Origin of the sequence: Salinibacter sp. 10B, assembly GCF_002954405.1 — a bacterium.
Classification (GTDB): Bacteria; Bacteroidota; Rhodothermia; order Rhodothermales; family Salinibacteraceae; genus Salinibacter.
Window position 1 is genome coordinate 1642812 of record NZ_MQWC01000004.1, and the last position, 20987, is coordinate 1663798.

Annotated in this window: 22 protein-coding genes and 1 pseudogene; 8 read left to right on the forward strand and 15 right to left on the reverse strand. The window is 60.4% G+C overall.

The features are described from left to right. Positions 1–185 precede the first annotated feature (185 nt). From BSZ35_RS06945 to BSZ35_RS06955, 4 genes are all read left to right on the forward strand, one after another. Positions 186–1925, forward strand: coding sequence for an amidohydrolase family protein (locus BSZ35_RS06945; RefSeq protein WP_105011757.1), 1740 nt, complete (start codon positions 186–188; stop codon positions 1923–1925). Between the two features lie 193 nt (positions 1926–2118). Next, positions 2119–3363: a M48 family metallopeptidase gene (locus BSZ35_RS06950; protein ID WP_105011758.1), complete on the forward strand. Its 1245-nt coding sequence runs from the start codon at positions 2119–2121 to the stop codon at positions 3361–3363. Positions 3364–3454: 91 nt separating this feature from the next. Then, complete coding sequence (locus tag BSZ35_RS19480; RefSeq protein WP_181149219.1) at positions 3455–3625, forward strand: hypothetical protein; 171 nt, start codon at positions 3455–3457, stop codon at positions 3623–3625. A 55-nt stretch (positions 3626–3680) separates the two neighbouring features. Beyond that, positions 3681–4676 carry a ribose-phosphate pyrophosphokinase gene (locus BSZ35_RS06955; protein ID WP_105011759.1) on the forward strand — a complete coding sequence of 332 codons (996 nt, stop codon included), beginning with the start codon at positions 3681–3683 and terminating at the stop codon, positions 4674–4676. 139 nt (positions 4677–4815) lie between these two features. Here BSZ35_RS06955 and BSZ35_RS06960 read toward each other — a convergent pair whose 3' ends face one another. Both BSZ35_RS06960 and BSZ35_RS06965 read right to left on the reverse strand, forming a co-directional pair. Continuing rightward, entirely contained in the window at positions 4816–6024 is a 1209-nt protein-coding gene (locus BSZ35_RS06960) for an ATP-binding protein (protein ID WP_105011760.1), read from the reverse strand. A 234-nt stretch (positions 6025–6258) separates the two neighbouring features. After that, the gene (locus BSZ35_RS06965) at positions 6259–6654 is read right to left on the reverse strand and encodes a PAS domain-containing protein (RefSeq protein WP_105011761.1); all 396 of its coding nucleotides are present in this window, start codon (positions 6652–6654) and stop codon (positions 6259–6261) included. 756 nt (positions 6655–7410) lie between these two features. Here BSZ35_RS06965 and BSZ35_RS06970 point away from each other — a divergent pair. Next, positions 7411–7854, forward strand: coding sequence for a deoxycytidine triphosphate deaminase (locus tag BSZ35_RS06970; protein WP_105011762.1), 444 nt, complete (start codon positions 7411–7413; stop codon positions 7852–7854). 120 nt (positions 7855–7974) lie between these two features. Here the strand turns inward: BSZ35_RS06970 and BSZ35_RS06975 are convergent, their stop codons facing one another. Further along, positions 7975–8898, reverse strand: coding sequence for an ankyrin repeat domain-containing protein (locus BSZ35_RS06975; protein ID WP_105011763.1), 924 nt, complete (start codon positions 8896–8898; stop codon positions 7975–7977). A 222-nt stretch (positions 8899–9120) separates the two neighbouring features. On the opposite strand from BSZ35_RS06975, the gene BSZ35_RS06980 reads away from it, so the two are divergent. After that, entirely contained in the window at positions 9121–10245 is a 1125-nt protein-coding gene (locus BSZ35_RS06980; RefSeq protein WP_105011764.1) for an Mrp/NBP35 family ATP-binding protein, read from the forward strand. Positions 10246–10326: 81 nt separating this feature from the next. After that, on the forward strand, positions 10327–10629 hold the full coding sequence (locus BSZ35_RS06985) for a NifU family protein (RefSeq protein ID WP_105011765.1): 303 nt from the start codon (positions 10327–10329) through the stop codon (positions 10627–10629). A gap of 192 nt (positions 10630–10821) precedes the next feature. Here the strand turns inward: BSZ35_RS06985 and BSZ35_RS06990 are convergent, their stop codons facing one another. Next, on the reverse strand, positions 10822–11448 hold the full coding sequence (locus BSZ35_RS06990; RefSeq protein ID WP_105011766.1) for an outer membrane beta-barrel protein: 627 nt from the start codon (positions 11446–11448) through the stop codon (positions 10822–10824). A gap of 275 nt (positions 11449–11723) precedes the next feature. Here BSZ35_RS06990 and BSZ35_RS06995 point away from each other — a divergent pair, with 275 nt between their 5' ends. After that, positions 11724–12995 (forward strand): NUDIX domain-containing protein, encoded by a 1272-nt coding sequence (locus BSZ35_RS06995; RefSeq protein ID WP_105011767.1) that lies wholly within the window; start codon positions 11724–11726, stop codon positions 12993–12995. Here BSZ35_RS06995 and BSZ35_RS07000 read toward each other — a convergent pair. The 11 genes and pseudogenes from BSZ35_RS07000 to BSZ35_RS19485 form a co-directional block, all read right to left on the reverse strand. Next, positions 12947–13195, reverse strand: a complete 249-nt coding sequence (locus BSZ35_RS07000; RefSeq protein ID WP_146110019.1) for a hypothetical protein — start codon at positions 13193–13195, stop codon at positions 12947–12949. The genes BSZ35_RS06995 and BSZ35_RS07000 overlap by 49 nt on opposite strands. Positions 13196–13247: 52 nt before the next feature. Beyond that, positions 13248–13802: a transposase gene (locus BSZ35_RS07005; protein ID WP_146110020.1), complete on the reverse strand. Its 555-nt coding sequence runs from the start codon at positions 13800–13802 to the stop codon at positions 13248–13250. Further along, entirely contained in the window at positions 13723–14112 is a 390-nt protein-coding gene (locus tag BSZ35_RS07010) for an IS5 family transposase (protein WP_105011769.1), read from the reverse strand. The genes BSZ35_RS07005 and BSZ35_RS07010 overlap by 80 nt, the downstream gene beginning before the upstream one ends. After that, positions 14093–14458 carry a hypothetical protein gene (locus BSZ35_RS07015; RefSeq protein ID WP_105011770.1) on the reverse strand — a complete coding sequence of 122 codons (366 nt, stop codon included), beginning with the start codon at positions 14456–14458 and terminating at the stop codon, positions 14093–14095. Before BSZ35_RS07015 ends, BSZ35_RS07010 begins: the two co-directional genes overlap by 20 nt. Before the next feature lie 34 nt (positions 14459–14492). Next, on the reverse strand, positions 14493–15434 hold the full coding sequence (locus tag BSZ35_RS07020) for a hypothetical protein (protein ID WP_146110021.1): 942 nt from the start codon (positions 15432–15434) through the stop codon (positions 14493–14495). 131 nt (positions 15435–15565) lie between these two features. Further along, positions 15566–16672 carry a hypothetical protein gene (locus BSZ35_RS07025; protein WP_146110022.1) on the reverse strand — a complete coding sequence of 369 codons (1107 nt, stop codon included), beginning with the start codon at positions 16670–16672 and terminating at the stop codon, positions 15566–15568. A gap of 17 nt (positions 16673–16689) precedes the next feature. Next, entirely contained in the window at positions 16690–17043 is a 354-nt protein-coding gene (locus tag BSZ35_RS07030) for a hypothetical protein (protein ID WP_219846599.1), read from the reverse strand. Then, a complete protein-coding gene (locus BSZ35_RS07035) occupies positions 17040–18092 on the reverse strand; it encodes a hypothetical protein (RefSeq protein WP_105011774.1) in 1053 nt (350 codons plus the stop codon). The genes BSZ35_RS07030 and BSZ35_RS07035 overlap by 4 nt, the downstream gene beginning before the upstream one ends. Positions 18093–18137: 45 nt before the next feature. Further along, positions 18138–19046, reverse strand: a complete 909-nt coding sequence (locus tag BSZ35_RS07040) for a hypothetical protein (protein ID WP_105011775.1) — start codon at positions 19044–19046, stop codon at positions 18138–18140. After that, positions 19013–20119 carry a hypothetical protein gene (locus tag BSZ35_RS07045; protein ID WP_105011776.1) on the reverse strand — a complete coding sequence of 369 codons (1107 nt, stop codon included), beginning with the start codon at positions 20117–20119 and terminating at the stop codon, positions 19013–19015. Before BSZ35_RS07045 ends, BSZ35_RS07040 begins: the two co-directional genes overlap by 34 nt. Before the next feature lie 60 nt (positions 20120–20179). After that, positions 20180–20987: pseudogene (locus BSZ35_RS19485) on the reverse strand (hypothetical protein); the annotation flags it as partial.

Genomic DNA, 20987 nt, shown 5'->3' on the forward strand with positions numbered 1-20987 from the left:
CGCGACGCTTTTCCTTACGCTCCGCTGTTCGAAGGTATCCGACAGGCCGCCGGACTGGTCCTCTACGGATCTCGTTCCAAAGAGCACCTGTACGGCCTCCAGAAGGGGTCCTTCTGAACGAGACATTCTGTGCATGCCCCTATCGTCGCCTCGGATCTACTTTTTGCCGTCCCCCTCCTGTTCCTATGCTTCGCCGTATTGCATGCCTTGGATTTCTTCTCCTCCTGCTCGCTCCCTCTGTCCGGGGACAGTCCACAGCCCCCAGCGCCACGACCGCACTGGTGGGCCCTACGGTCCTCAACCCCGCCGACTCGACGGTGATCGAGGACGCAACGATTGTGATGAACGGCCCCACCATCACCGCCCTTGGTCCCTCAGATGAGATAAACGTTCCGTCGGAGGCGACCGTCCGCGCCCTTCCCGACAAATATGTGATCCCGGGCCTCATTGATGGGCACGTGCACTTCTTTCAGAGCGGCGGCCTTTACACCCGTCCCGACATTCTTGACCTGCGGAGCAAGCGCCCGTACTCCACCGAGTTGCGCCGGATCAAGCAGCGCCTGCCGGATACGTTCCGTCGCTATCTGCGGAGCGGCGTTACCGGGGTCGTGGACGTCGGCGGTCCAATGTGGAACCTCCAGGTCCGCGCCCGGGCCGACACAACGGCCATGGCCCCCTCAGTCGTAACGGCGGGCCCGCTCATCTCCAGCGTCTCACGCCCCCGCCTAGACACAGGAGATCCTCCAATCCTGAAGATCACCTCGCCTCAGGCGGCCCGAGCCGAGGTCCAGGAGCAAGTAGAAGCCGGCGTTGACCTCATCAAAATCTGGTACATCACGACGGGTGGATCCCCCGCAGACTATCGTCCTGTCGTAGAGGCGACGGTCGATGAAGCACATGCCGCAAACAAACGGGTAGCGGTGCACGCAACCGAACTCGAAACTGCGCGCGCCGCCATCGAAGCTGGAGCCGACATCCTGGTCCATAGCGTGTTCAACAAGCCGGTGGACGACACTTTTGTCCAACTGCTCCAAGAAAACGACGTCCTCTACATCCCAACCCTCATGGTACAGGAGCGCTATCGGGAAACGTTTGCCCAGCAATTGGACTTGACCCTTCCAGAGCATCGCATCGGGCAGAAGGACGTGATCCGCTCGCTGACCGAGTTGCGCACGTTGCCCGACTCGCTCGTCCCTCGCGGCCTTCGCCAACGCATTGCCTCCGCTCCGTCCCTCCCGGCGGATACCACGGCCCTACGAAACCTGAAGCGCCTGCATGACGCGGGGGTCGCCATTGCCGCAGGAACCGACGCCGGAAACATCGGCACCCCGCACGGCCCGGCCCTCTTCCGGGAGTTTGCCCTGATGCAGGCGGCCGGCCTCACCCCGCGCGAAATCCTGACGACGGCCACCGCCGGTGGGGCCCGCCTCATGGATCGCTCCGACGATCTAGGACAGCTGGAGGCCGGACGGCAGGCCGACCTTGTGGTCCTCAACAAAAACCCTCTGAACGACATCACCCATACCCGGTCCATCCATCGGGTGGTAAAGAGGGGACGCATCTTTGCTCCGGACTCGCTCGTGCCCCGCACGCCCGAGGAGGTCGTCCTCCAGGCCCACAACGCCTACAACACGCACGACGCCACGGCCTTCCTTGATGCCTTCGCCCCAAACTTGAAGGTCTACGAACATCCGAACACCCTGGTGACGACGGGACTCGACACCATTGCGGCCCAGTATCGTCCGCTTCTTGAAAACGCCACAACACTCCACTCTCAATTTCACTACCATACGACGGTTGGCAATACCGTGATGGCACACGAGTCCATTTACGGCCTCCCGGATCGGGACCGCCCCTTGTCTCAGGTCTTTCTCTACCAGGTAACGAATGGGGCCATCGACCGGGCCTGGATTCTTCAAAAGTGAGTATGTGGATTGAGGGCATGGATGTTTGGCCGGTATGAGCGTGGGCGGGGGATTGAACTCAACGGCAAAAATAGAGCATCCAGATGGCAAAAGGCCCGTACACGCACATACGCCTCGTGCCCCTCTTGAACGGTCGAGGGCTCGCTCCTACTGCACCTCACCTTCGCTTCCAACAATCCTCACTGCTGTTTCCGTGAACGTCTACGCTGTCATCATCCTCGTGGCCCTGCTGGCCGAATACGCCCTGAATATTGTCTCGGACCTTCTCAATCTCCGTCACCTGAAGCCGGAGTTGCCGAAGGAGTTCACCGACACCTTCGACGAGGAGGAGTACGAGCGTGCCCAAACGTATACCCGGACCCGGACTCGCTTCGGACTTCTCTCTTCAACATTCGGGCTCGTCGTCCTTCTTGGCTTTTGGTTTGCGGGCGGCTTCGAGTGGCTCGACACCCTCGTTCGAGGATGGAACTTCGGGCCCATCGTGACAGGCCTTTTGTACATTGGTCTTCTGATTTTCGGTCGGAGCGCCCTCTCTCTTCCGTTCTCGATCTACTCGACGTTCGTGATCGAGGAACGCTTTGGCTTTAACGAAACAACGCCAAAAACCTTCGTGGTGGACCTCCTCAAAAGCCTCGCCCTCGGGGTAGCGATCGGAGGCCCGCTGCTGGCCGCCATCCTGTGGTTCTTCCAGTCTACCGGCCCATATGGTTGGGTCTATGCCTGGATCGTGGTGACAGCTGTGATGCTGCTCCTCCAGTTCCTGGCGCCTCGGTACCTGATGCCCCTCTTCAACGACTTTGAGCCTCTAGAGGAGGGAGAGCTCCGCAACTCTATCTTCTCCTACGCCGATTCGGTTGACTTCCCCGTGAACGAGGTCTATGTCATGGACGGCTCGCGGCGCTCGAACAAGGCCAATGCCTTCTTCACCGGCTTCGGATCGAACCGGCGCATCGTGCTCTTCGACACGCTCGTCGAACAGTTGGAAGTGGACGAGCTACTCACGGTCGTTGCGCACGAGATGGGGCACTACAAGCTGCATCATATTCCGCAGCGGATCGCTATCAGCGTGATTCAGACCGGGGTCCTCTTCCTCCTGTTGTCCGTCTTTCTACAGGTCGAGGGGCTTTTCCAGGCCTTCTACGTCGACCAGCCGGCCGTGTACACTGGTCTCCTCTTCTTTGGTCTGCTGTACTCCCCCGTCGATCTGCTGCTCTCCCTCCCGCTGAACGCCTGGTCGCGCCACCACGAGTTCCAGGCCGATCGCTTTGCGGTCACCACCACCGACCGGGGCGAAACGCTCATCAGCGGCCTCAAACGTCTTGCCCAAACCAACCTCTCCAACCTCACGCCCCATCCGCTCACCGTCATGCTCGACTACTCGCACCCGCCCCTCTTGGAGCGAATTGCCTCCATCCGAAAGAAAGCAACCTCCGGATGAGGATCGGTTCTCACCAATTCTGCTCTTTATCCTCTGTGGGCCGTCACTTAGACTAGAGTGTAGCGTCGCTCCCGAAATTCGTCCCTCCGATATGATCGGTCTTCCCCTCCTGCTCCGTTTCCCTCTCCTTCAGCGCAGTGCTGCGTTTGCTGCCGATGCTCCTCTTGGTACCGGTCTCGAATGGATGACGGTGGGCGCCCTTCTGCTGCCCGCCCTTTTGATTGTGCTGCTCGTCTATCTGGGCGAATCGAACACGGTGTAGCGTTCGCCTTAGCCTTCCTTCTGCCTGCTCGCTCGTGCGCACACGATTGTATTCTATGTCCGACGACCTTCGCCTTTTTGCTCCCTCCGAAAGTGCCGAATTCGGACGGGCTGTTGCATCTGCCCTTGGCACCGAACTCGACGCTCATTACGAAAAGACGTTCTCTGACGGCGAACACGAAATTCGGTCGGAGGTGAACGTCCGCGGGCGAGACGTCTTCGTCGTCCAGTCGCTCTACGCGGAGCCTGGCCTCAGCGTCAACGACAAGCTGTGCCGCCTGCTCTTCTTTCTCGGCTCCCTCCGCGACGCCGCAGCGGAGCGGGTCACGGCCGTGGTGCCATTCCTCTGTTACCAGCGCAAGGACCGGAAAAGCAAACCCCGCGGCTCTGTCACCACCCGTTACCTCGGCAGCCTCTTCAACGCTGTGGGCGTGGATCGGGTACTGGCAATGGACGTGCACAACCTCGCCGTCTTCCAGAACTCCTTCCACACCGTGGCGGAGCATCTAGAGGCGCGCCCTCTTTTCGTACAAGAAATTGCCCATCAACTCGAGGACCAGGACGTGGTCGTCGTGTCCCCGGACGAGGGAGGCGTTAAACGCGCCGGCAAGTTTGCCCGGGGCCTCGGAGCCATGCTTGGACGGGAAGTGCCCACCGCCTTCGTCGAGAAGATGCGAATCGATGAAGCCGAGAAAGTGACCGGCGGGCGGCTCGTTGGCCCGGTAAATGGGCGGGTGGCCGTCATCGTCGACGACCTCATCAGCACGGCCGGCACCATTACGCAGGCCGCTGCCGCCTGCGCCGACGGAGGCGCGCGTGCGGTCGTCGCGTCTGCCACCCACGGGCTCTTTTCCGGCGAAGCTCCCGCCCGTCTGGCCTCAGCGCCCCTCGACAGCCTGTTCGTAACCAACACCGTGGCGCCATTTCGACTGAAAGGCACAGCGGCCGCACAAAAGCTGAACGTGTGCGACGCCGCCCCTCGATTCGCCGACGCCATTCGTGCCATCCACACCGAGGCCTCCGTAAGCGCCCTGAACGAAGTGAGGAAGTAGTCTTGGACTGCGCCCTGAACGAAGTGAGGAAGTACTTTCAGAGTGCGCCCTGAACGACGAACTCGATGTCTATGCCCCGCCAAGACAGAAGTAAACAGCATCGGGGCCTTCGTGCCGAACCGCAGTCTTGCTGCCCGGCTCATTCTCCTTCCCCCGACGAAAGAGGCACCACAATTGTAGCACATGTCCCCTTGCCGGGGGCAGAGTCAATTGTCAGCTGTCCCCCCACGAGATCCAAGCGCTCCCGGACACTGAACAGTCCGTAATGAGCCTCGGGATCCTCGTTCTCCGTCAAGCAGGATGGATCAAACCCAACCCCCTCATCCTGAACCTCAATCGTGAGCTGGTCCTCCTGTTGGGCTCGGAGAAACGCTCGATCCACCTCCGCGTGCTTGACGACGTTGAACACCAGCTCCCGGGCAGAGCGAAAAAGCAGAGGGCGGAGATCCTCTTCGGTCACCCTCACGTCTTCCGACACGTCCATCTCCAGCCGAAAATTGTGCGTCTTCTCCACATGGGTGGAAAGCCAGTCGAGGGCTGCCGACAGGCCTTCCTCTTGCAGAACCGGCGGACTCAACTCAACCGTAAGCGATCGGGTGGTTTCGGTCGCATCGTCCAGTAGGTCCAAAATGCGTTTTACAGCCGTGGGAGGTGTTTCCTCCATATCCTCGGCCAACGAATCGGCCCAGATCCGTGCCCCATGAATCAACTGCTGAAGATGATCGTGGAGAACCTGGGAGATGCGGGTGCGCTCACGCTGCTCGGCCGTCGTAAGGGCAAGAGCGAGTTCCCGCACCTGCTCGGTACGAGCGGCCACTCGCTCTTCCAGCGTCTCGTTTGCGGTCTGGAGGGCTTCCTGACTCTCGCGCAGGTGCTCATTTGTCGTTTTCAGATTCTGCATTAGATCGCGCACCTCGTACTGTCGTCGACGGGCCCTGAGGGCCGACCGGACCACTGTGGTGAACGTCACCTCGTGGACCGGGCGCTCGAGAATGGTGATGTTGCTGGATGTCGCGGGCCCGAAGAGATCGAGCCGGTTGAGACGCTCAATGGCCGCCGGCTCCCCACTGGTGAGGATGACGATGGGGAGGTTCGACCACGGCTCGCGCTGGGCCATGGCCGTTGACAAGAGTCGAACTGCTTCTTCCGTGATGGCGTCCTCATCGGCAATGATGGCGCCGGCCCCGTCCTGCAACTCGTCGGTGAGCGGCGACAGCCTCGTGAACGTCTCTACGGGCACCTCAGCTGCCTCTAGGACAGCCGCAAGGGATGCGGCCCGATCATCGGTCGAGGAAAGAAGGAAAATGCGTTCGTGAGTGGACGCTTCGGCTGACACGTGGGAAACCATGATGATAAAAGCCCAGACCGGACGAAAAACACGTTTCCCCCTCTGGTCGAGACACGAACCAAATTGGAGGAATTGAGAAGTAGGGGGAGCACAGAGACCTCCTATGATCGTCTCTCCTCCCTTCTCCCCCTGGGCTCTTTCAGCGCATTGTATTGTCAGCGTTTGGCCCCAATCCTTCCATTTCCCACCCGTTGACCTCCTTTCCCCTTCTCTCGTCTCGTCGGGCTCCAGTTGCTACACGGCGCGAAGACGAACGAGGATGTGATTTTCCTGCTGTCCGAGATGATTCCGAGCGGAGGCCCGGTACCATCGCCATCGGTTGTTTCCCGTGCGTAGACGGAGGAGCCACTGTGCTCGCTGCTTGCCCCGACACACGATGTGGGCAAGATCGCGCATGACGCGCCGCATGTTGCGCTTGTGAACGTGAGAGAAGAAGCACTCATCAATCCGGTCGTCGGGCGCGTATTCGAGCGCCGCTCGGGCCGCCCGCGTGAGAGATTGAATGTTTCCGTCTCGATCGAGGGTCAGAACGGGAATATGCGGCAGAACACCATCTTGGAAGCGCTTCCGACTCTCGTCAAACAAAGAAGACTGCGTGGAGGCAGCGGGCAGGGTGGGTGCGGACTGCATGGGCACGAAACCGGATTGGTGAAAGAGACGGAAAAAAGCCCTGAACGAACGCGATACCGAGCGGCACTTTTACTGCGAGTCGTTCAGAGGAGCCGTACGTTTAGAGACGTGAAGACGATCCCGAACGGGCTCGTTAGGGTTCGTAGTATAAGCACCGCGTCCGGATCGGTCAACCCTCTCTTTGGTCCTTCGCCTAACCTACCTTTGGCTCAGGTATAAGATCGGTTTTCGATCATTGTGTCGAACGCAAAGCGGACTCCTCCGAGAGTTGTTGAGAGACGGAGTCCCTCCCACTGGTTTCCCTCTTAGAACAAAGGGCCTCGGAATCCGCCAGACGAAAATCAGGAGCCCGGTTTTCCGCCTAGCCCTCTCCGGCCGGCGGACACCCTCACAATTCTACAAGAGGACAGGCGCCACACCAAGGCAAAGTGTGCCTGTTGCAAGGCCCCGGCCGTATTCGGTCCGATCGCACGCTGTTTTCAAACCGTCGGCCCGACGCCGAAAGAAGGGGAATTCCCAAACGGGCTCTTGTCGTTGGATCCGCGTGTGAACATGTGTTTCCCGTACCCATTTTCTCCATTGGACTTCTGTCCATGGCGCCTCGCCTTCTTGCCCCCTGTGCCTTAGGCCCAGTCCTCAACACACGGAGAACACCGGAACCAGGCGTCACAGACATCGGCGAACACCTCGGGCCTCGTTGTCCAGAGCCCCCCCTCCCCTCTCTCTTCCCTTCACTCACGTCTTCGCCCCCCACGTATGCTATCCGCCGACACCCTCGCGCAGCAGCTCAACGGACTCGTTCACCTTGCGACCCAACGAGCCCCCAATGGTATCGACCTCACGGTCGACTCGATCTACCGCACCACGGGCCCCGGACAGCTCGACTTTGGCGGCGATGAGTTTGATGCGGCTCCTCGTGAACCCCTAACCCCAGTACTCGACGCTCCCGAAGACGACTATGCCTGGTGGACGCTCGAAGAGGGGGCGTACATCGTTCGGTACAACGAATCCCTGACGTTGCACGACGAGCAAAAGGCACGGATCTCTCCTCTGGAGCGGACGCTGCACGCAGGCGCCCATCACGGCACGTTCGTTCTCGACGACGGACGGAACCCACTCGAAACGCTTCTGATCGTCAGCCGCATGGGCTGCCGCCTGAAGGAAAACTGCCGTCTGTCCCGGCTGACCGTTCGGGAATAACTCGCCCTCTGATCCCAGTTGTGCGAAAACAATTGTCCCGCCCCAATCGAGGCCATTCCCGAATGCCATCGGGGCCTTCTTGCTTTGTCAACGGTCCCGAAAGAGCTCACCGGCATTTCGTTACGCCGTCCCCTCCCTCGGGATCAGTTCCGGATGGGCCCGGCAGTACGTAACCACACAATCCGTCAAGGCGTCGAAGAGATCGTCCTTCAGATAGGGCGCCTCATGGTCGGCCAGACGCTGCACGGCTGCACGGGCCTCCCTTCTCTGCTGTCGCGACAAGCAATCGGCCGTACAGAGATGGCGTTCCAGAAAAGCCCGCTGCTTCTCGTGGATCTCGCTCCAATTGGCATTGCCGTTGCGGTGCGCCTCATCTCGAAGATTCCCCACGGCCCGTCGCAACTCCCCCTGGACTGTATCGGCCCGTCCACTATCGGGCACTAGGTGGGTCCAGAGCCACTCATACACGTCCGCCTCCAGATCGACCCGTGCATACCCGGCCGCGCGCCCAGTCGTTGCCGACTCGGTCTCTGCCTCCTGGGCCTGTACGGCGGACGGGACCGGCTCCTCCGTCCACTGGCAGAATGCCTTCGCATCCCACCGGAGTCCGTTCTCGCGGGCCGTCTCCGTCATCGGAGCTCCGTGATCGAGCAAGACCTGTGCGACCGGCCGTGGATCCTCGAACGTGTTCGTAAATGCCACTGCAAGCGGGGTCAGACCGCTCTCGTTCACAACCTGCACGCGTGCCCCCGCCTCCAGCAGCCGCGACGCCGCCTCGGCCCGATTCCTCTCTGCTGCCCTGTGGAGGGCCGTATGGCCCCCTCCCGTCTCGGGCACGTAGTTGACGTCCGCCCCGGCCCCCAGCAGCCAGTCAATCATCTCGAGAACCCCCAGCGACGCCGCAACGGACAAGGGCGTATCCCCGAGGTCGTTGTGGGCATGAACCCCCACCCTCGACACGATCTCGCGCGCCTCGGCGAGTGACCTGTCCTGCCCGTCGTAGCCCAGTGCACAATGATAGTCCCAGGGAAGCTCGTCCGGCATTTCTATCGTAGACCTGTGTCTATCATAGCAAAAACGCCCCTCTCGAATGACGGACTCAAGCCACGGGTTTCCGGACACTCTCGTGCTCCATTGCCCCCACCTAAGTCCGATCAAAATTTCGACGGACGCCGACGATTGACCGCTGAAATCCGGAACATCCCCCCGGTCCTACGGTGGCATATTCGTCCATTCGTCCTCTTCCTCCGAGCCCCTCCTTTGCTGATGGCCCTTGCCCGCGAAGACGTGGTGGATGCCCTTCGTAAGATCGTGCATCCGGACCGCGAGAAGGACATCATTCGACTCGACATGGTGAAGGACCTGTCGATTGACGGGAATCGTGTGTCCTTCACGATCGTAATCAAAGAACCTCGTTCCTCCTTCGCCCAGCAGGTGGAGGAAGCCTGTGAACGCGTGCTACACGAAGAGGTGAGCCGCGACCTCGACGTAGACGTGGAGCTCGACAACGAGATGATCCCTCTCGGCGACGACCTCACGGTCGGCGATCAGAGCGGAGAGAAGCAACAGACGAGCGGCGAGGACGGCGTCCAGAACACGATTGCCGTGGCGAGTGGGAAGGGGGGAGTGGGCAAGAGCACTGTGGCCGTCAACCTGGCCATGGCGCTCTCGGATCAGGGCTACAGTGTCGCCCTCGTCGATACAGACATCTACGGCCCCTCGGTCCCGAAGATGATGGGCATGGAAGGCGAAAAGCCCCGTGTGAATGACGAGCGGAAGATCGAGCCCCTGGAAAAGCACGGCATCAAGCTTCTGTCCATGGGCTTCATGGTCGATCCCGACAAAGCGGTCGTGTGGCGCGGCCCGATGGTCACGAAGGCCGTACGACAATTCCTCGGCGACGTGCACTGGGGCGACATCGAGTACATGATTCTCGACCTTCCCCCCGGCACCGGAGACGTCCAACTCACCGTCGTCCAGACGATTCCCCTTACCGGGGCCGTCATCGTCTCCACTCCGCAAGACATGGCGCTGGCTGATGCCCGCAAGGGAAAAGCGATGTTCGACAATGTAAACGTGCCGGTCGTCGGCATGGTGGAAAACATGGCCTACTTCACTCCGCCCGACCAGCCCGACCGCAAGTATTATCTCTTCGGGCGAGAAGGAGCCAAGGAGCTTTCCCGAGAGCTCGACGTTCCGTTCCTCGGCCAAGTCCCCATCGAACAGAAGGTACGAGAAACGGGAGACGAGGGCACGCCCATCGTGCGGGCCCATCCAGAAAGCTACTCGGCCCAAGCCTTCGACGCCATCGCCGACGAACTCGTGGAGCAGGTCGCCATCCGGAACGCCGAGTCCGACCCGACGCAAAAGGTGGAAATCCTCTACGAGTGAGGAAACTGATCTTCTGCCGGACGCGTCCGTTATTATACAACGCTGGTTTTTCCGCTATTCCCTCAACGGTCTCGACGCCCCATGTCCGACGACGTGCCTTCCCCCGACAACGCCGACTCCTCGGAACCGAACGTCGATCCCGAAATGCGCGATCAGATTGAGGAAGCACTCGACACCATCCGTCCGTACTTGATGGCGGACGGCGGATCGGTCCGGTTGCTGAACGTTACGTCCGACAACGTGGTGGAGTTGGAGCTGCTGGGGGCCTGTGGCTCGTGCCCAATGAGCACCATGACCCTCCGGGCCGGCATCGAACAGGCCCTGAAGCGCTCTGTCCCGAACGTCAAGCGCGTGGAAGCCGTAAACGCGACGGCCGCAGCGTAGAGACGCGACTCTACCCTTGCTCCTTGTCCCTTCGAGACTGCTTTAATTTCACACGATGGCAGTTCAGGCAGAGCGCAACGACTGCAGATCGTCACGACCCAACGGGGAGCGCCTTCTGAGCAACGGACGACCCTCCAATCCCTGCGAAATATCTCGTCGATTCTCAACCTGCCCAAAAATCAAAACAGTCTCTTAGATCTGTACGTCGACCCCAAGACGGAGCGTGAAGTAGCGAACCGTGTTTCCAAGCCCCCCGCTCAGATCATAAAAAACGAACCGGGGCTCAAAGAATAGGGCGTAGGTGTCATCGAGCCGGAACAGCGATCCGAGCGCAAGATGACTTGCCGTTCTCACTTCCTTCGTCTCCTCGCCCGTGGCGACTAGTTCTCCGTCCGCCACCATCCGCCGATTGGTGCTCCGCAGCTGATACCGCCCGACCCCAACTGTGAGGTAGGGATGAGCGTCGCTACTACTGCGGTAGGTATACCGGAGCCCCAGCATTCCGCTTCGGAACGTCAGATCGCCGCCTCCGGTGTTGAAAAGACGGGCGTTTTCCTTGTTTAGCGTAAACCCATCATACCCAACCCCGACCGTAACTGCGAGGCCCCGATACACCCGAATGCCAGCTTCAAGCCCAAGACTCGTTCCGGAGTTGAGAAGTTCACTTTGAAGTTCCGGAGCCCGAAAAAAAGATGCCCCGACGTTCCCCCGAACGGATACGGTGGGCTGGGCTACAGTTGCTGTACTCCCCACCAGGAGGAAAACGAAGGCAAGAATGCAAAGTCGACTTGCGGAAGACCAAGGAGCGGACGATTTCATGGGCAAGGCAGTGTCGATTAGGAAAAACCGAACAGCAGCATTCAGAACATCGGGCAGGGTCGCTCCGAGAACCAAGCGGCATCGCTCTTCACCTGCGTGTCGGATTTTGGTAGGAAAAATCGTGCCGCGCTTCCCGTTCCAAACTCGCTGATGTTGTCTCCGAAACGCTCGGTATGTGAAGTCCTAGTGCATGGATCGGTTCCGTTTCTTTCGGGGTCGATGCCTCCACACGACATCTTCTGTCTTCTCCTTCCCGACCGACGCTCTCTTTTCCTATGACCGACACGGCTGTTGTCACTGTTTTCCTTCGCCATCGTGGCGAGGTGTTGCTTCTGCGTCGAAGCAACGATGTCGGCTCCTATCCCGGAAAATGGGGAACGGTCGCAGGACACCTAGAATCTGACGACCCGCTGGACGCCGCCCGTTCCGAGATTGAGGAAGAAGTGGGACTGACTGAAGACGACGTGTCGCTCGTTCAGGAAGGCCCCTCCTTTTCGGTGCACGATGAGGATCGAGGGACAGAGTGGATCGTGCACCCGTTCTTGTTCGACTCTTCGACTCAAGAGGTGTCTCTGAACTGGGAAACGCAAAATGCAGAATGGGTCTCGCCCACGACCCTCCTCCGACGCGACACGGTTCCGGACCTCTGGCGCTCATATCGGAGCGTCTCCCCCTCGATCGTAGAATTGACCGACGACACGGAGCATGGATCGGCCTATCTCTCCCTTCGAGCGCTGGAAGTTCTGCGCGACCGGGCCGCTCTTCTGGCCACGACCGACCCTCCCGACATCGACGACGCATGGGCCCGATTGGCCGAGACGGCCCAGCGCCTGCTCAAGTCCCGTCCGTCCATGGCGGCCCTCACGAACCGTATCCATCGGGTGATGCACGAGAGTCAACCGGAGGGCACGCCGGGTCAGGTAGAACAAAAGGCGCACGCGGCCATTGGCCAGGCAATTGACGCCGACGCCAAGACCGCTCGCCGTGCCGCCGATCAATTCGCGGACCAACGTGTGCTCACACTTTCCCGCTCGGGAACGGTGCTGGAGGCCCTCCGCACGGCCAATCCGGCTCCTTCCATCATTGTGACTGAGTCCCACCCGGGACGCGAAGGGGTCGGCGTGGCCGAGACGCTAGTCCGAGCGGAGATGGACGTGACACTCATTCCGGATGCCGCCGTCGCAACGACACTCGCATCGGGAGAGATCGATGCGGTACTCGTGGGCGCCGATACCATCCATCCCTCTGGCACCGTCGTCAATAAGGTGGGAACGCGGGGCGCTGCCCTTGCCGCCGCTCGGGAAGATATCCCCTTCTACGTCGCGTGTGCCATCGACAAGATTTCTGTCGAAGAAGCAACGATCTCCGAGAGCGCCGATCCTCGCTCCGTCTACGAGAAAGGCACAGATGTTCGCGTCGCGGCTCCTCGCTTCGACGAGACCCCGCCGGACCTCGTGACAGGGGGCATTATCACAAACCGGGGTTCGTACGCCCCCGATCAAGTTGCGGCGTTGGCTGAGGAGCTGGAAATGCTCCGGGACTGGTAGACGGACCGCGCGAGGACGCTCGGCACGTCCTCACTGTCGAAGGCCAACTCCATCTCAATCGACGGTTCCACGCTGGTGAGTTCCTCCTGATCCGCCAGCGCCTTTTTCTCCTCCGGCGGCGCCTCCTCCAGCTTCTCCAAGAACTGCTTCCGCAGGGCTTCCTCTCGTTTCTCGACGTCCTCCTCCAGGCTCTTCTCCACCAATGTCGTCCCGCTTTCCGGCGTGACTGTCCCGCTAGGCTGAGTCTGATAATTATCGGTTCAGGTATTCCTCGACGAACGCCCAGAGCACCATGGCTTTGTAGTGACTCGCTTTCTTCTCATACCGGACTACCAGGCGGCGGCGCTCTTTCAAGTGGCCGACACAGCGCTCGACCGTATTTCGGTCGCGATACTTCTGTTCGTCGCAGGTCGGTGGGCGTCCAGGGCCGTCTCGCATATTTTCACGTGCCGGGATTGCTGATTCGATACCCTTATCAGCGCACCACTGCCGGATCCAGTCAGCATCGATCCAGTCAGCATCGTAGGCCCGATCTCCAGCGACTGCCTCGGGGCGCTTCCGAGGTCGCGGGGCCGAGGGACCGATACTTCGTTCATCAGGTCGGTGAAGAAGGCTGACTCGTGGCGCTGACCGGCTGACAGGATTGCTCCCAGCGGGAGGCCTTGCCGGTCGGTAAGTAGATGGATCTTGGTGGAGAACCCGCCTCGGCCGTAGCCGAGCGCCGGGCCTAGACCCTCGTCTCGCCCGATTCGAGCCCCTTTTTATCGTCGTTCGGTCCGCCCGCAGCGGCCCGAGCGGCCTGAACAATCGTGCTGTCCACGTTGAACTGAGACCAGTCGATACGACCCTCTGCGTCGAGCTCGCCCTGAAGGTGACGAATGATCGATTCGAGCGTGCCGTCTTCGGCCCAGCGTCGGAACCGATCGTAAACAGTCTTCCAGTTACCATAGCGCTCGGGTACGTCTCGCCAGGGAGCTCCAGAGCGTAGGATCCAGAAGATGCCGTTGATAACCTGCCGGTGGTCGTTGTACGGACAGCCTCGGCCTTCAACCTCCGGCAGGAGGTGTTCGATGCGTTCATACTGCTCGTCGGTGAGCTCATAGCGGCGTCGAGGCATACCAGAGCGGCTTAGTTAGTCCAGTGGACTGTGCAAGCCGTTCATACAGCCTTTTTATCAGACAGTGCCTAGCATTGGCCGGACTCGACATCGCCTCTCCTCCGGCGGAAGTCGCCTGCATGAAAGGCGTGTCGTTGATCGTCACGAAGAAAGAGGCCCCGCCGGTTGAGAGCTCCACGTAGTAGTAAATTTTCTCCTCGGTGGTGTCCGCACCAGCGGCCGGGACAGATGTGTTTGGTCCCATAGCAGCCTGTGGATCAACGAGGCCGAGCCCCAAGATCAAAAGGACGCCGACAAAACCGAACAGTGTCCACGGACTACTTCTCATTCCAATCACAGTTGACATTGTCTTTGTGCCGCCACGGGTTTGAACGGCCCCCTCAACGAACAATGCAGAGCTCCCCGTCGACCCGACCGACAATCACTCGCATCGACCAGATCGTTCCATCCTCTCCGCGCGTCTTGAAAAACTTTCGGCCGGTCGGATTCCAGGGCTGGTCCGGCTCTCCGTTCTCGACGTACACCTCCCACAATCGGCCGGCTAACAGCGGCCGTAGCCCAATGTCCTCCCGCTCAAAATCGGTCCGTAGTCCACTCTCGTAGTAATTTTCCAAGGTTTCTTTCCAGGACTCGTACCCTTTCGACTCATAGTACGCTTTGTTGTAGTCTTGGTACTTCACCTTCAGCTCCTCGTAGATCCCGCGGCTGTCCTGACGCCGCATCAGGTCGCGGAGCTTGACGGCGTAGTCCTTCAGCGCCGCGGTGTCTTCGATCACCGGCGCCTCGATCAGGTGCTCCGCGAAGCTCGGCGTCTTTGGGCTGTCGAACCGCACAGTCATCTCAATCGGAAAGCTCACGCGGGTGAGCTCCCCTTCCCGGTCGGCCAATTCCCGCTTCTTCTCCGGCGGCGCCGACTCCAGCCGCTCCAGAAACGCCTGCCGCTTTTCGTCTCGCCGCGCCTCAATCGTGTCCTGAAGGTTGAACGTCGTGATCTCCTTCCCAGCTTGTGTCCCGGTGAGGTCTCCTTTTCGATACAGCGTGACCGCGCCGGTCAGGCGGGCATCCTCCGGGGTCGTCAGCCCGCTCGAATCCGATTTCATCGTAGGGCCTGCAATAATGTGCAGCTCGTTGTTTTCACCGATGAGATCAACATTTACTGGACTCGCCTTCGCTTGCCCACCGGCGGAGGTTGCCTGCATGAAGTGTCTGTCGTTGATTGTGACATAAAAGGAGGCTCCGCCCGTCGAAAGCTCCAAGTAATAGTACAACTCCTCCTTGGTTGTGTCCGCATCGGCAGGCTGGGCAGAGGTTGCTGATTCCATAGCAAGCTGTGGGATGAATTGGCTAAATAAAGCGAGCATGATCGGCAGGCCGAGCACAACTCCGGGCCAGCCCTCATTGCCGTGTCCTGCGGCTCGTGCAATCGACATGAGACGTTGTTTCCAGCTGTCACTTAGTACGTGTAGTTGTCGAGGATGGCGTCGAGCTCTCCGTGGTGGAGAAACGCCATGAAGTCAGTTTTCAGCACCCGGCGGCTCAGCGTGTCGGAATACTCGTCCAGTCCCTTCCGGATGTCCTTGGCCATCTCTTCGACCGCCTCTCGGTCTCGCCGGACGTCTGCACGCTTCAATATGGCCTCGGCCGTGTAGTCGGCCACCTTTTCCGGAGGCATCTCGGTCCGGCGCTCTCCCCGCTTTCGAACCTCCACGTTGTCGAACGGCCACGCCTTCTGTTGAATCACGCTGGTCACCCGCTCGACCCCACTCGGGTCCGGATCCCCGCCATAAAACACCTTCGTGAGAATCGACCGGATCTCGTCCGGATGCAACTGATTCGAGACGTGTTCTCGGCTCGGCGGCCACTGCCAGGTGGCGAGGTCCTTCCCCTCCACGATCGTCCATTCCTTCTGCCCGCTCATACTCCCGGATTCCCCTCCAACTGCATCCTCCTCAGCGGTCTCTCGCTCTCCTTCTCTCACTCGTGGCCCTACAGACCCCTTCGCTCTCGCTTTGAAGCCGGTCCAGCGGATCGTGCCCTCGAGGTAGAACCCCCCGCCCTCACCCTCCGGCGCTGTATCAAAGCCCGCCTCCGTGTTTTTCAGCTTGATGGCAGACTCCCCGTTCACGACCACATTGCCTACGTGCGGCGCCTCAACGCGCACCCCAATCGCTCCCTTGAGCGTACTCCCCACACCGCCGCTCACCTTCGCTTTCATCCCCGGCCCCGACCGCTGCACCGGACCGAGCTTCAGAACAAGTGTGCCCTGGATAAAGGCGAATGCCTGCGCCGTCGCAACGGCCGGTATTTCCAACCCAATTCCTACTTCCGCCTTGACGTCAAACAACTTCAGACTGAGCCCCACCCCCGCCTGCAGATAGGCCTTCTCGTCCTTCCACTCCTGCCATCCCCACGTGAGGGCCACCGTCCCCTGAGCGAGCTGTACCGACATCTCGGCGTACCAGCCCAGCTTGGGGGCCTCCTTTAGCGTGTTAATGATCGCCTGAAGCCGATACCCCAGCTCAAGGATGCTCCTGGCGAGCTCGACCGGCTTGGCAGACACCTGTGAGCCATTGCACTTCACGGAATTGTTGACCGGGCCCGACAGCCCACCGCCACCATCGTCGGATTTACGGTCACGGTGACCGTGTTTTCTGTTCCGATCAGTAGAGCATTCATTGGCGAGTTGAAGCTCGCGCTGGTCCGCCCGTCGTTCTCGTCGACCCCGACCCCGTTTACGGTCGTCACCGTGCGGGCGTCCAGCACGCTCAGCTCCAGGTAGTAGTACGGCACCTCCTGATCGGTCTCCTGATTTGCAGTGGCCGTCCCGTAGGACCCGGTCTTCCAGCAGCCTGCGCAAACGGCAGTCACTGCCAGAAGAACCGCTAGCCCAACCACCGAACGGCCTACACGTCGATACGACACAAATCTCATCGGACCACCTTCAGCTCCCCGTCCACTTTGCCCACGAAAATGTCCATGAACGCCCTGCCTTTCTCCCCTGGCCCCGTCAAGATAAACTCGTCACTCACTCCTTCTCCCCGATCCACATTAATCTCCCATACACGTCCTCCAGCCCATCTCCTTAATTCTATGTCTTCACGCTCAAAATCAATTAATATTCCCTTAGGATAAACGTGCTCTTCCATCATTTTCCTAAACCACTCAAACCGGTCCTCTTTTCTTCTGCTAGGATACGCAGTTCTGTATATTTCATATTTGGACGAAAAAGGGCTAAAAAATTCCTTAATTTTTTTCTTATCGAGAAGGTCACGTGCATACATCGCAAAGTCTTTCAGGGCGCTGGTGTCTTCGATCACCGGCGCCTCCATGAACCGATCCCGGAAGCTCGGCACGTCCTCGCTGTCGAAGGTCAGCTCCATCTCGATCGGAAATTCCACGCTCGTGAGCTCCTCCTCCTGGTCCGCCAGCGCTTTTTTCTCCTCCGGCGGCGCCTCTTCCAGCTTCTCCAGGAACTGCTTCCGCAAGGCTTCCTCTCGTTTCTCAACAACTTCCTGCAGGCTCTTCTCCACCAATGTCGTCCCGCTTTCCGGCGTGACTGTCCCGCTAGTGATCTTCTTAATCTTCGCGGTGACTTTCGCCTCCTCGACCGTCGAGGAACGAACCGAGTCCGCGTCCGCCAGCTTCCCGCTCTTCGGCGGGTCCCCCGCCGCCACCATCGTCGGCCTTACGGTCACGGTGACCGTGTTTTCTGTTCCGATCAGTAGAGCATTCATTGGCGAGTTGAAGCTCGCGCTGGTCCGCCCGTCGCTCTCGTCGACCCCGACCCCGTTTACGGTCGTCACCGTCCGGGCGTCCAGCACGCTTAGCTCCAGGTAGTAGTACGGCACTTCTTGTTCGCTCATTGAGTTGTCGGTTGCGGTTTGAGAAAAGGAGTGTGCATCGGGCTCACAGGCCAGCAGGAACGTCCCAAGTAAAACAGTGGCGGTGGCCCAGACAGTGTGATTCAAGGTCAAAGACATAGCAGATGTGAAATGGACGAACGTAGCGAATATTGGCCCGAACGGTCACCCGTCCTTGGATTTGATCTTACTCATCTGTTTCTGAATCGGATCGACGTAGCCGTCCAGGAGCTTTTGAAACTCCTCGCTCTCAAGGAACGCCTCGTAGTCGGCGGCCCGGAGGTGTGGGGTCGTCCCCTCCGTCTTCCAGTCGAACGGAAGCTTTCGCTTTCCGGTTGGAATCTCCTCGCTGTGCTCCTTGCCGTGGGCCTCTATCATCGACTGCAGCCGGTCCCGGATCTCGATGGCCATCGCCTCCACCGACTTCCGCGACCGTTTGAGGTGGGGCCGCTGCTCGATCTTCTCCACAATGGGCCCCACCACCTCGTCCATCGACCACCAGGTGTAGTCCGGCTCCGTGTGCGGCCCCTTGAGAAGGCTGTAATCCCTGCGCTCCCGGCGCCCGTGCTCGCGGACCCGGATGTCCCACTTCCCCCCAATCACCACGTGCCCGGCCTTGAAGATGTCCTTGAACACCGCCGTCACCTCCGGCCGCGAAAGGCGCTCCGGCTCGTAGCGGCTGCCTTCCGGCCAGGTCCACTGGCCCAGCAGGTACCCCGGCTTCCCCGGCGGCGGCGCAATCACCTCCACTGGTTTCGTGCCGCCATCGTTCTTGATACCAATTCCCTCTGTCTCCGCTCCGTATGACCAAGTCACCACCGCGCTGATGCCGTTCCAGTAGGTGTCCAGCTCCAGGCGCAGCCCATCATCTTGGCGCGCCTTCGCCGTTCCCTCCACGATCAGCTTCGACTTCACCTTCCCTTCCGCCTTCACCATGTAGGGCGCCTCGAACCGGGCCCCCAGCTCCCCTACAATTTCCCCCTTCAATTCGGCCTTCAGCCCGGCGTCCCCGTCCGGCGAAACCCGCTGCAGCGCTGTCTTCAGCAGAACGGCCCCCTGGATGCGCCCGAACACCTGCAGCTTGAACCCGCCACCCCCAGCTCCAGGCTCGCCTGCAAGATTGCAACGTCGGCGTTGATCGCCAGCCAGTAGAACGCCCGGTGCTTCCGGCCGGCCTTCGCGTACTCGCGCCAGCCCCACTGCAGGCTCAGCGTCCCCTGCATCACCTGCACCGACGCCTCCACGTACCAGCCAAACTTCGGGACGTTGTCCTGCACCAGCTCGATCATCTTCTGAACTTGCGCGGCCAGCTCCAGGCCACTGCTCGCCAGCTTTGCGACGTTCGCCTCTACGTACTGGTCGTTCCGGCGAATGCGCACGACCTCCGTCGGGGCCGTCTGCTCGTCCTGGTTGTGCTGGGCGGTGGCCCCGTCCGAGCCCGACTCCACTTTCGCGTCGACCGTCTTAAGCTGTTGGCTCGTCGGGGACCAGCTGGTCTTCTCGACGGTGGACGTCACCGTTTTCTTCTCGACCGATACGTCTTCTTGCCGCTCCTGGATCTTGACCCCACCGGAAATGCTTCTCATGGCCGGGAAGTCGGTCTCCAGCGCATATCGGTCCGGACAGTAGGCCTTCACCTTGAAAGGACTGTCCGCAATCCCCTGAATTTCGTATACGTTCGGCTCCCTTAGCTTCTGCCAGAACGTTTTCTTTAACAACGCCAGCTCCGGGGCGGGCGCCCGGCACTTCAATGTGTATCGAGGCGCTCCTCCTTCCGGGCTCTTCTTCTCCAGCGTCGCATCGTCGTGGCCGTTCGGGCTCTTGACCAGTGTTGGCTCCTTGTCTCCGCTGTACACGAGGGTCACCTCTTCTTCGGCGGACAGACCGTGGTGCTGCTCTCCTCCTTTGCGGTTCCGTTTGCCCGAACCTTTCGCGCTCCCCTTCTTCCTTCTCTTCGGCCCTCCGCCCTTCTTCAACGGAGGCACCACTTCGAAGAGCGTCCGGTCGTTGGCCGTCCGCCGCTCTTCGTCAATCGTGTGCTCGCAGTAGACCCGCAGGATATCGGTCACGCAGATGTTTGCCTCTACATCGTCCGGGTACGCCGCAATGCAAGCAGAACCCGACTCCAAAATCGAAGGATCAGACATGAGCTGTTTTCAAAACCGCTAGATCAGGGATTCGATACGCATTTGGGAATCAGGGGAAGACTACTCCGTGGGTGTTCCCTTCCGCTGCACGGCAGAACACTTGGGCCATTCGACCTCGTGGGTGCAGGGCGGCACGTCTTCTAGTTCCGCACGACCACTCCTATCGAGCGTCCCCGTCCGCACTTCTCCGTTCGCAAACCGAACGACGTACGGCGCCCGGGCAACCCCTTTTCCTTCCGAATCATTCAGTCCAATTTTGAGCGTGCTTTTGATTTTCAGAAATCCCGTCGTGGAGGAAAGCGGATATCCCTCCACGTCCACCCCTGCCACATAGGCCGGGAGTTGCTGCCCACCACCCCGCGCAGATGTCGGCAGTACCTCCTCTGGGGTCGTGGGATCGTACTGATCTTCTTCACCGTGCTCGTACGTCCACGCCGCCTCCACCTCCTCCCCGCTCACCTCCGTCTCAATCTCGCCCACGACCGCCGCCGAACTGCCGCCCTCCACCGGCATCTCTTTGATCTGCACCGTCGCGGGCGTCCCGTCCTCGATCCCCTTCGCCGTCGCGGTCACGGTCACCTCCTCGCCCACGGCGGCCTCCGTCTTGGACCACTCCGCGCCCTTTACGCTCTTGACCGTGGCCGTGCCGCTTCCTTCCGGCAGCATCGAGCGCCGCACCCGCCCGTCCCCCTGCAGCCAGTGCTCGGAGGTCTCCCCCGCCGGATCCTCCAGCGCGTAGGGCACCCCGGCCATAGCATTTCCCGCCGCGTCCTCAAACGCAAAGTCGATCCAGTGCTCCACGAGCTCGGTCGCCTCCGGCGAGCCACCTTCCGCCGCCGCGGCGGTCGCCACCGCCCCCTGCACGCCC

Excerpts from the sequence above, each read along its gene's own strand:
- BSZ35_RS06945 (WP_105011757.1), top strand. The coding sequence starts at position 186 with ATGCTTCGCCGTATTGCATGCCTTGGATTTCTTCTCCTCCTGCTCGCT.
- BSZ35_RS19480 (WP_181149219.1), top strand. The coding sequence starts at position 3,455 with ATGATCGGTCTTCCCCTCCTGCTCCGTTTCCCTCTCCTTCAGCGCAGT.
- BSZ35_RS06955 (WP_105011759.1), top strand. The coding sequence starts at position 3,681 with ATGTCCGACGACCTTCGCCTTTTTGCTCCCTCCGAAAGTGCCGAATTC.
- BSZ35_RS06960 (WP_105011760.1), bottom strand. The coding sequence starts at position 6,024 with ATGGTTTCCCACGTGTCAGCCGAAGCGTCCACTCACGAACGCATTTTC.
- BSZ35_RS06965 (WP_105011761.1), bottom strand. The coding sequence starts at position 6,654 with ATGCAGTCCGCACCCACCCTGCCCGCTGCCTCCACGCAGTCTTCTTTG.
- BSZ35_RS06970 (WP_105011762.1), top strand. The coding sequence starts at position 7,411 with ATGCTATCCGCCGACACCCTCGCGCAGCAGCTCAACGGACTCGTTCAC.
- BSZ35_RS06975 (WP_105011763.1), bottom strand. The coding sequence starts at position 8,898 with ATGCCGGACGAGCTTCCCTGGGACTATCATTGTGCACTGGGCTACGAC.
- BSZ35_RS06980 (WP_105011764.1), top strand. The coding sequence starts at position 9,121 with ATGGCCCTTGCCCGCGAAGACGTGGTGGATGCCCTTCGTAAGATCGTG.
- BSZ35_RS06985 (WP_105011765.1), top strand. The coding sequence starts at position 10,327 with ATGTCCGACGACGTGCCTTCCCCCGACAACGCCGACTCCTCGGAACCG.
- BSZ35_RS06990 (WP_105011766.1), bottom strand. The coding sequence starts at position 11,448 with ATGAAATCGTCCGCTCCTTGGTCTTCCGCAAGTCGACTTTGCATTCTT.
- BSZ35_RS06995 (WP_105011767.1), top strand. The coding sequence starts at position 11,724 with ATGACCGACACGGCTGTTGTCACTGTTTTCCTTCGCCATCGTGGCGAG.
- BSZ35_RS07010 (WP_105011769.1), bottom strand. The coding sequence starts at position 14,112 with ATGCCTCGACGCCGCTATGAGCTCACCGACGAGCAGTATGAACGCATC.
- BSZ35_RS07015 (WP_105011770.1), bottom strand. The coding sequence starts at position 14,458 with ATGTCAACTGTGATTGGAATGAGAAGTAGTCCGTGGACACTGTTCGGT.
- BSZ35_RS07020 (WP_146110021.1), bottom strand. The coding sequence starts at position 15,434 with ATGGAATCAGCAACCTCTGCCCAGCCTGCCGATGCGGACACAACCAAG.
- BSZ35_RS07030 (WP_219846599.1), bottom strand. The coding sequence starts at position 17,043 with ATGAGATTTGTGTCGTATCGACGTGTAGGCCGTTCGGTGGTTGGGCTA.
- BSZ35_RS07035 (WP_105011774.1), bottom strand. The coding sequence starts at position 18,092 with ATGTCTTTGACCTTGAATCACACTGTCTGGGCCACCGCCACTGTTTTA.
- BSZ35_RS07045 (WP_105011776.1), bottom strand. The coding sequence starts at position 20,119 with ATGTCTGATCCTTCGATTTTGGAGTCGGGTTCTGCTTGCATTGCGGCG.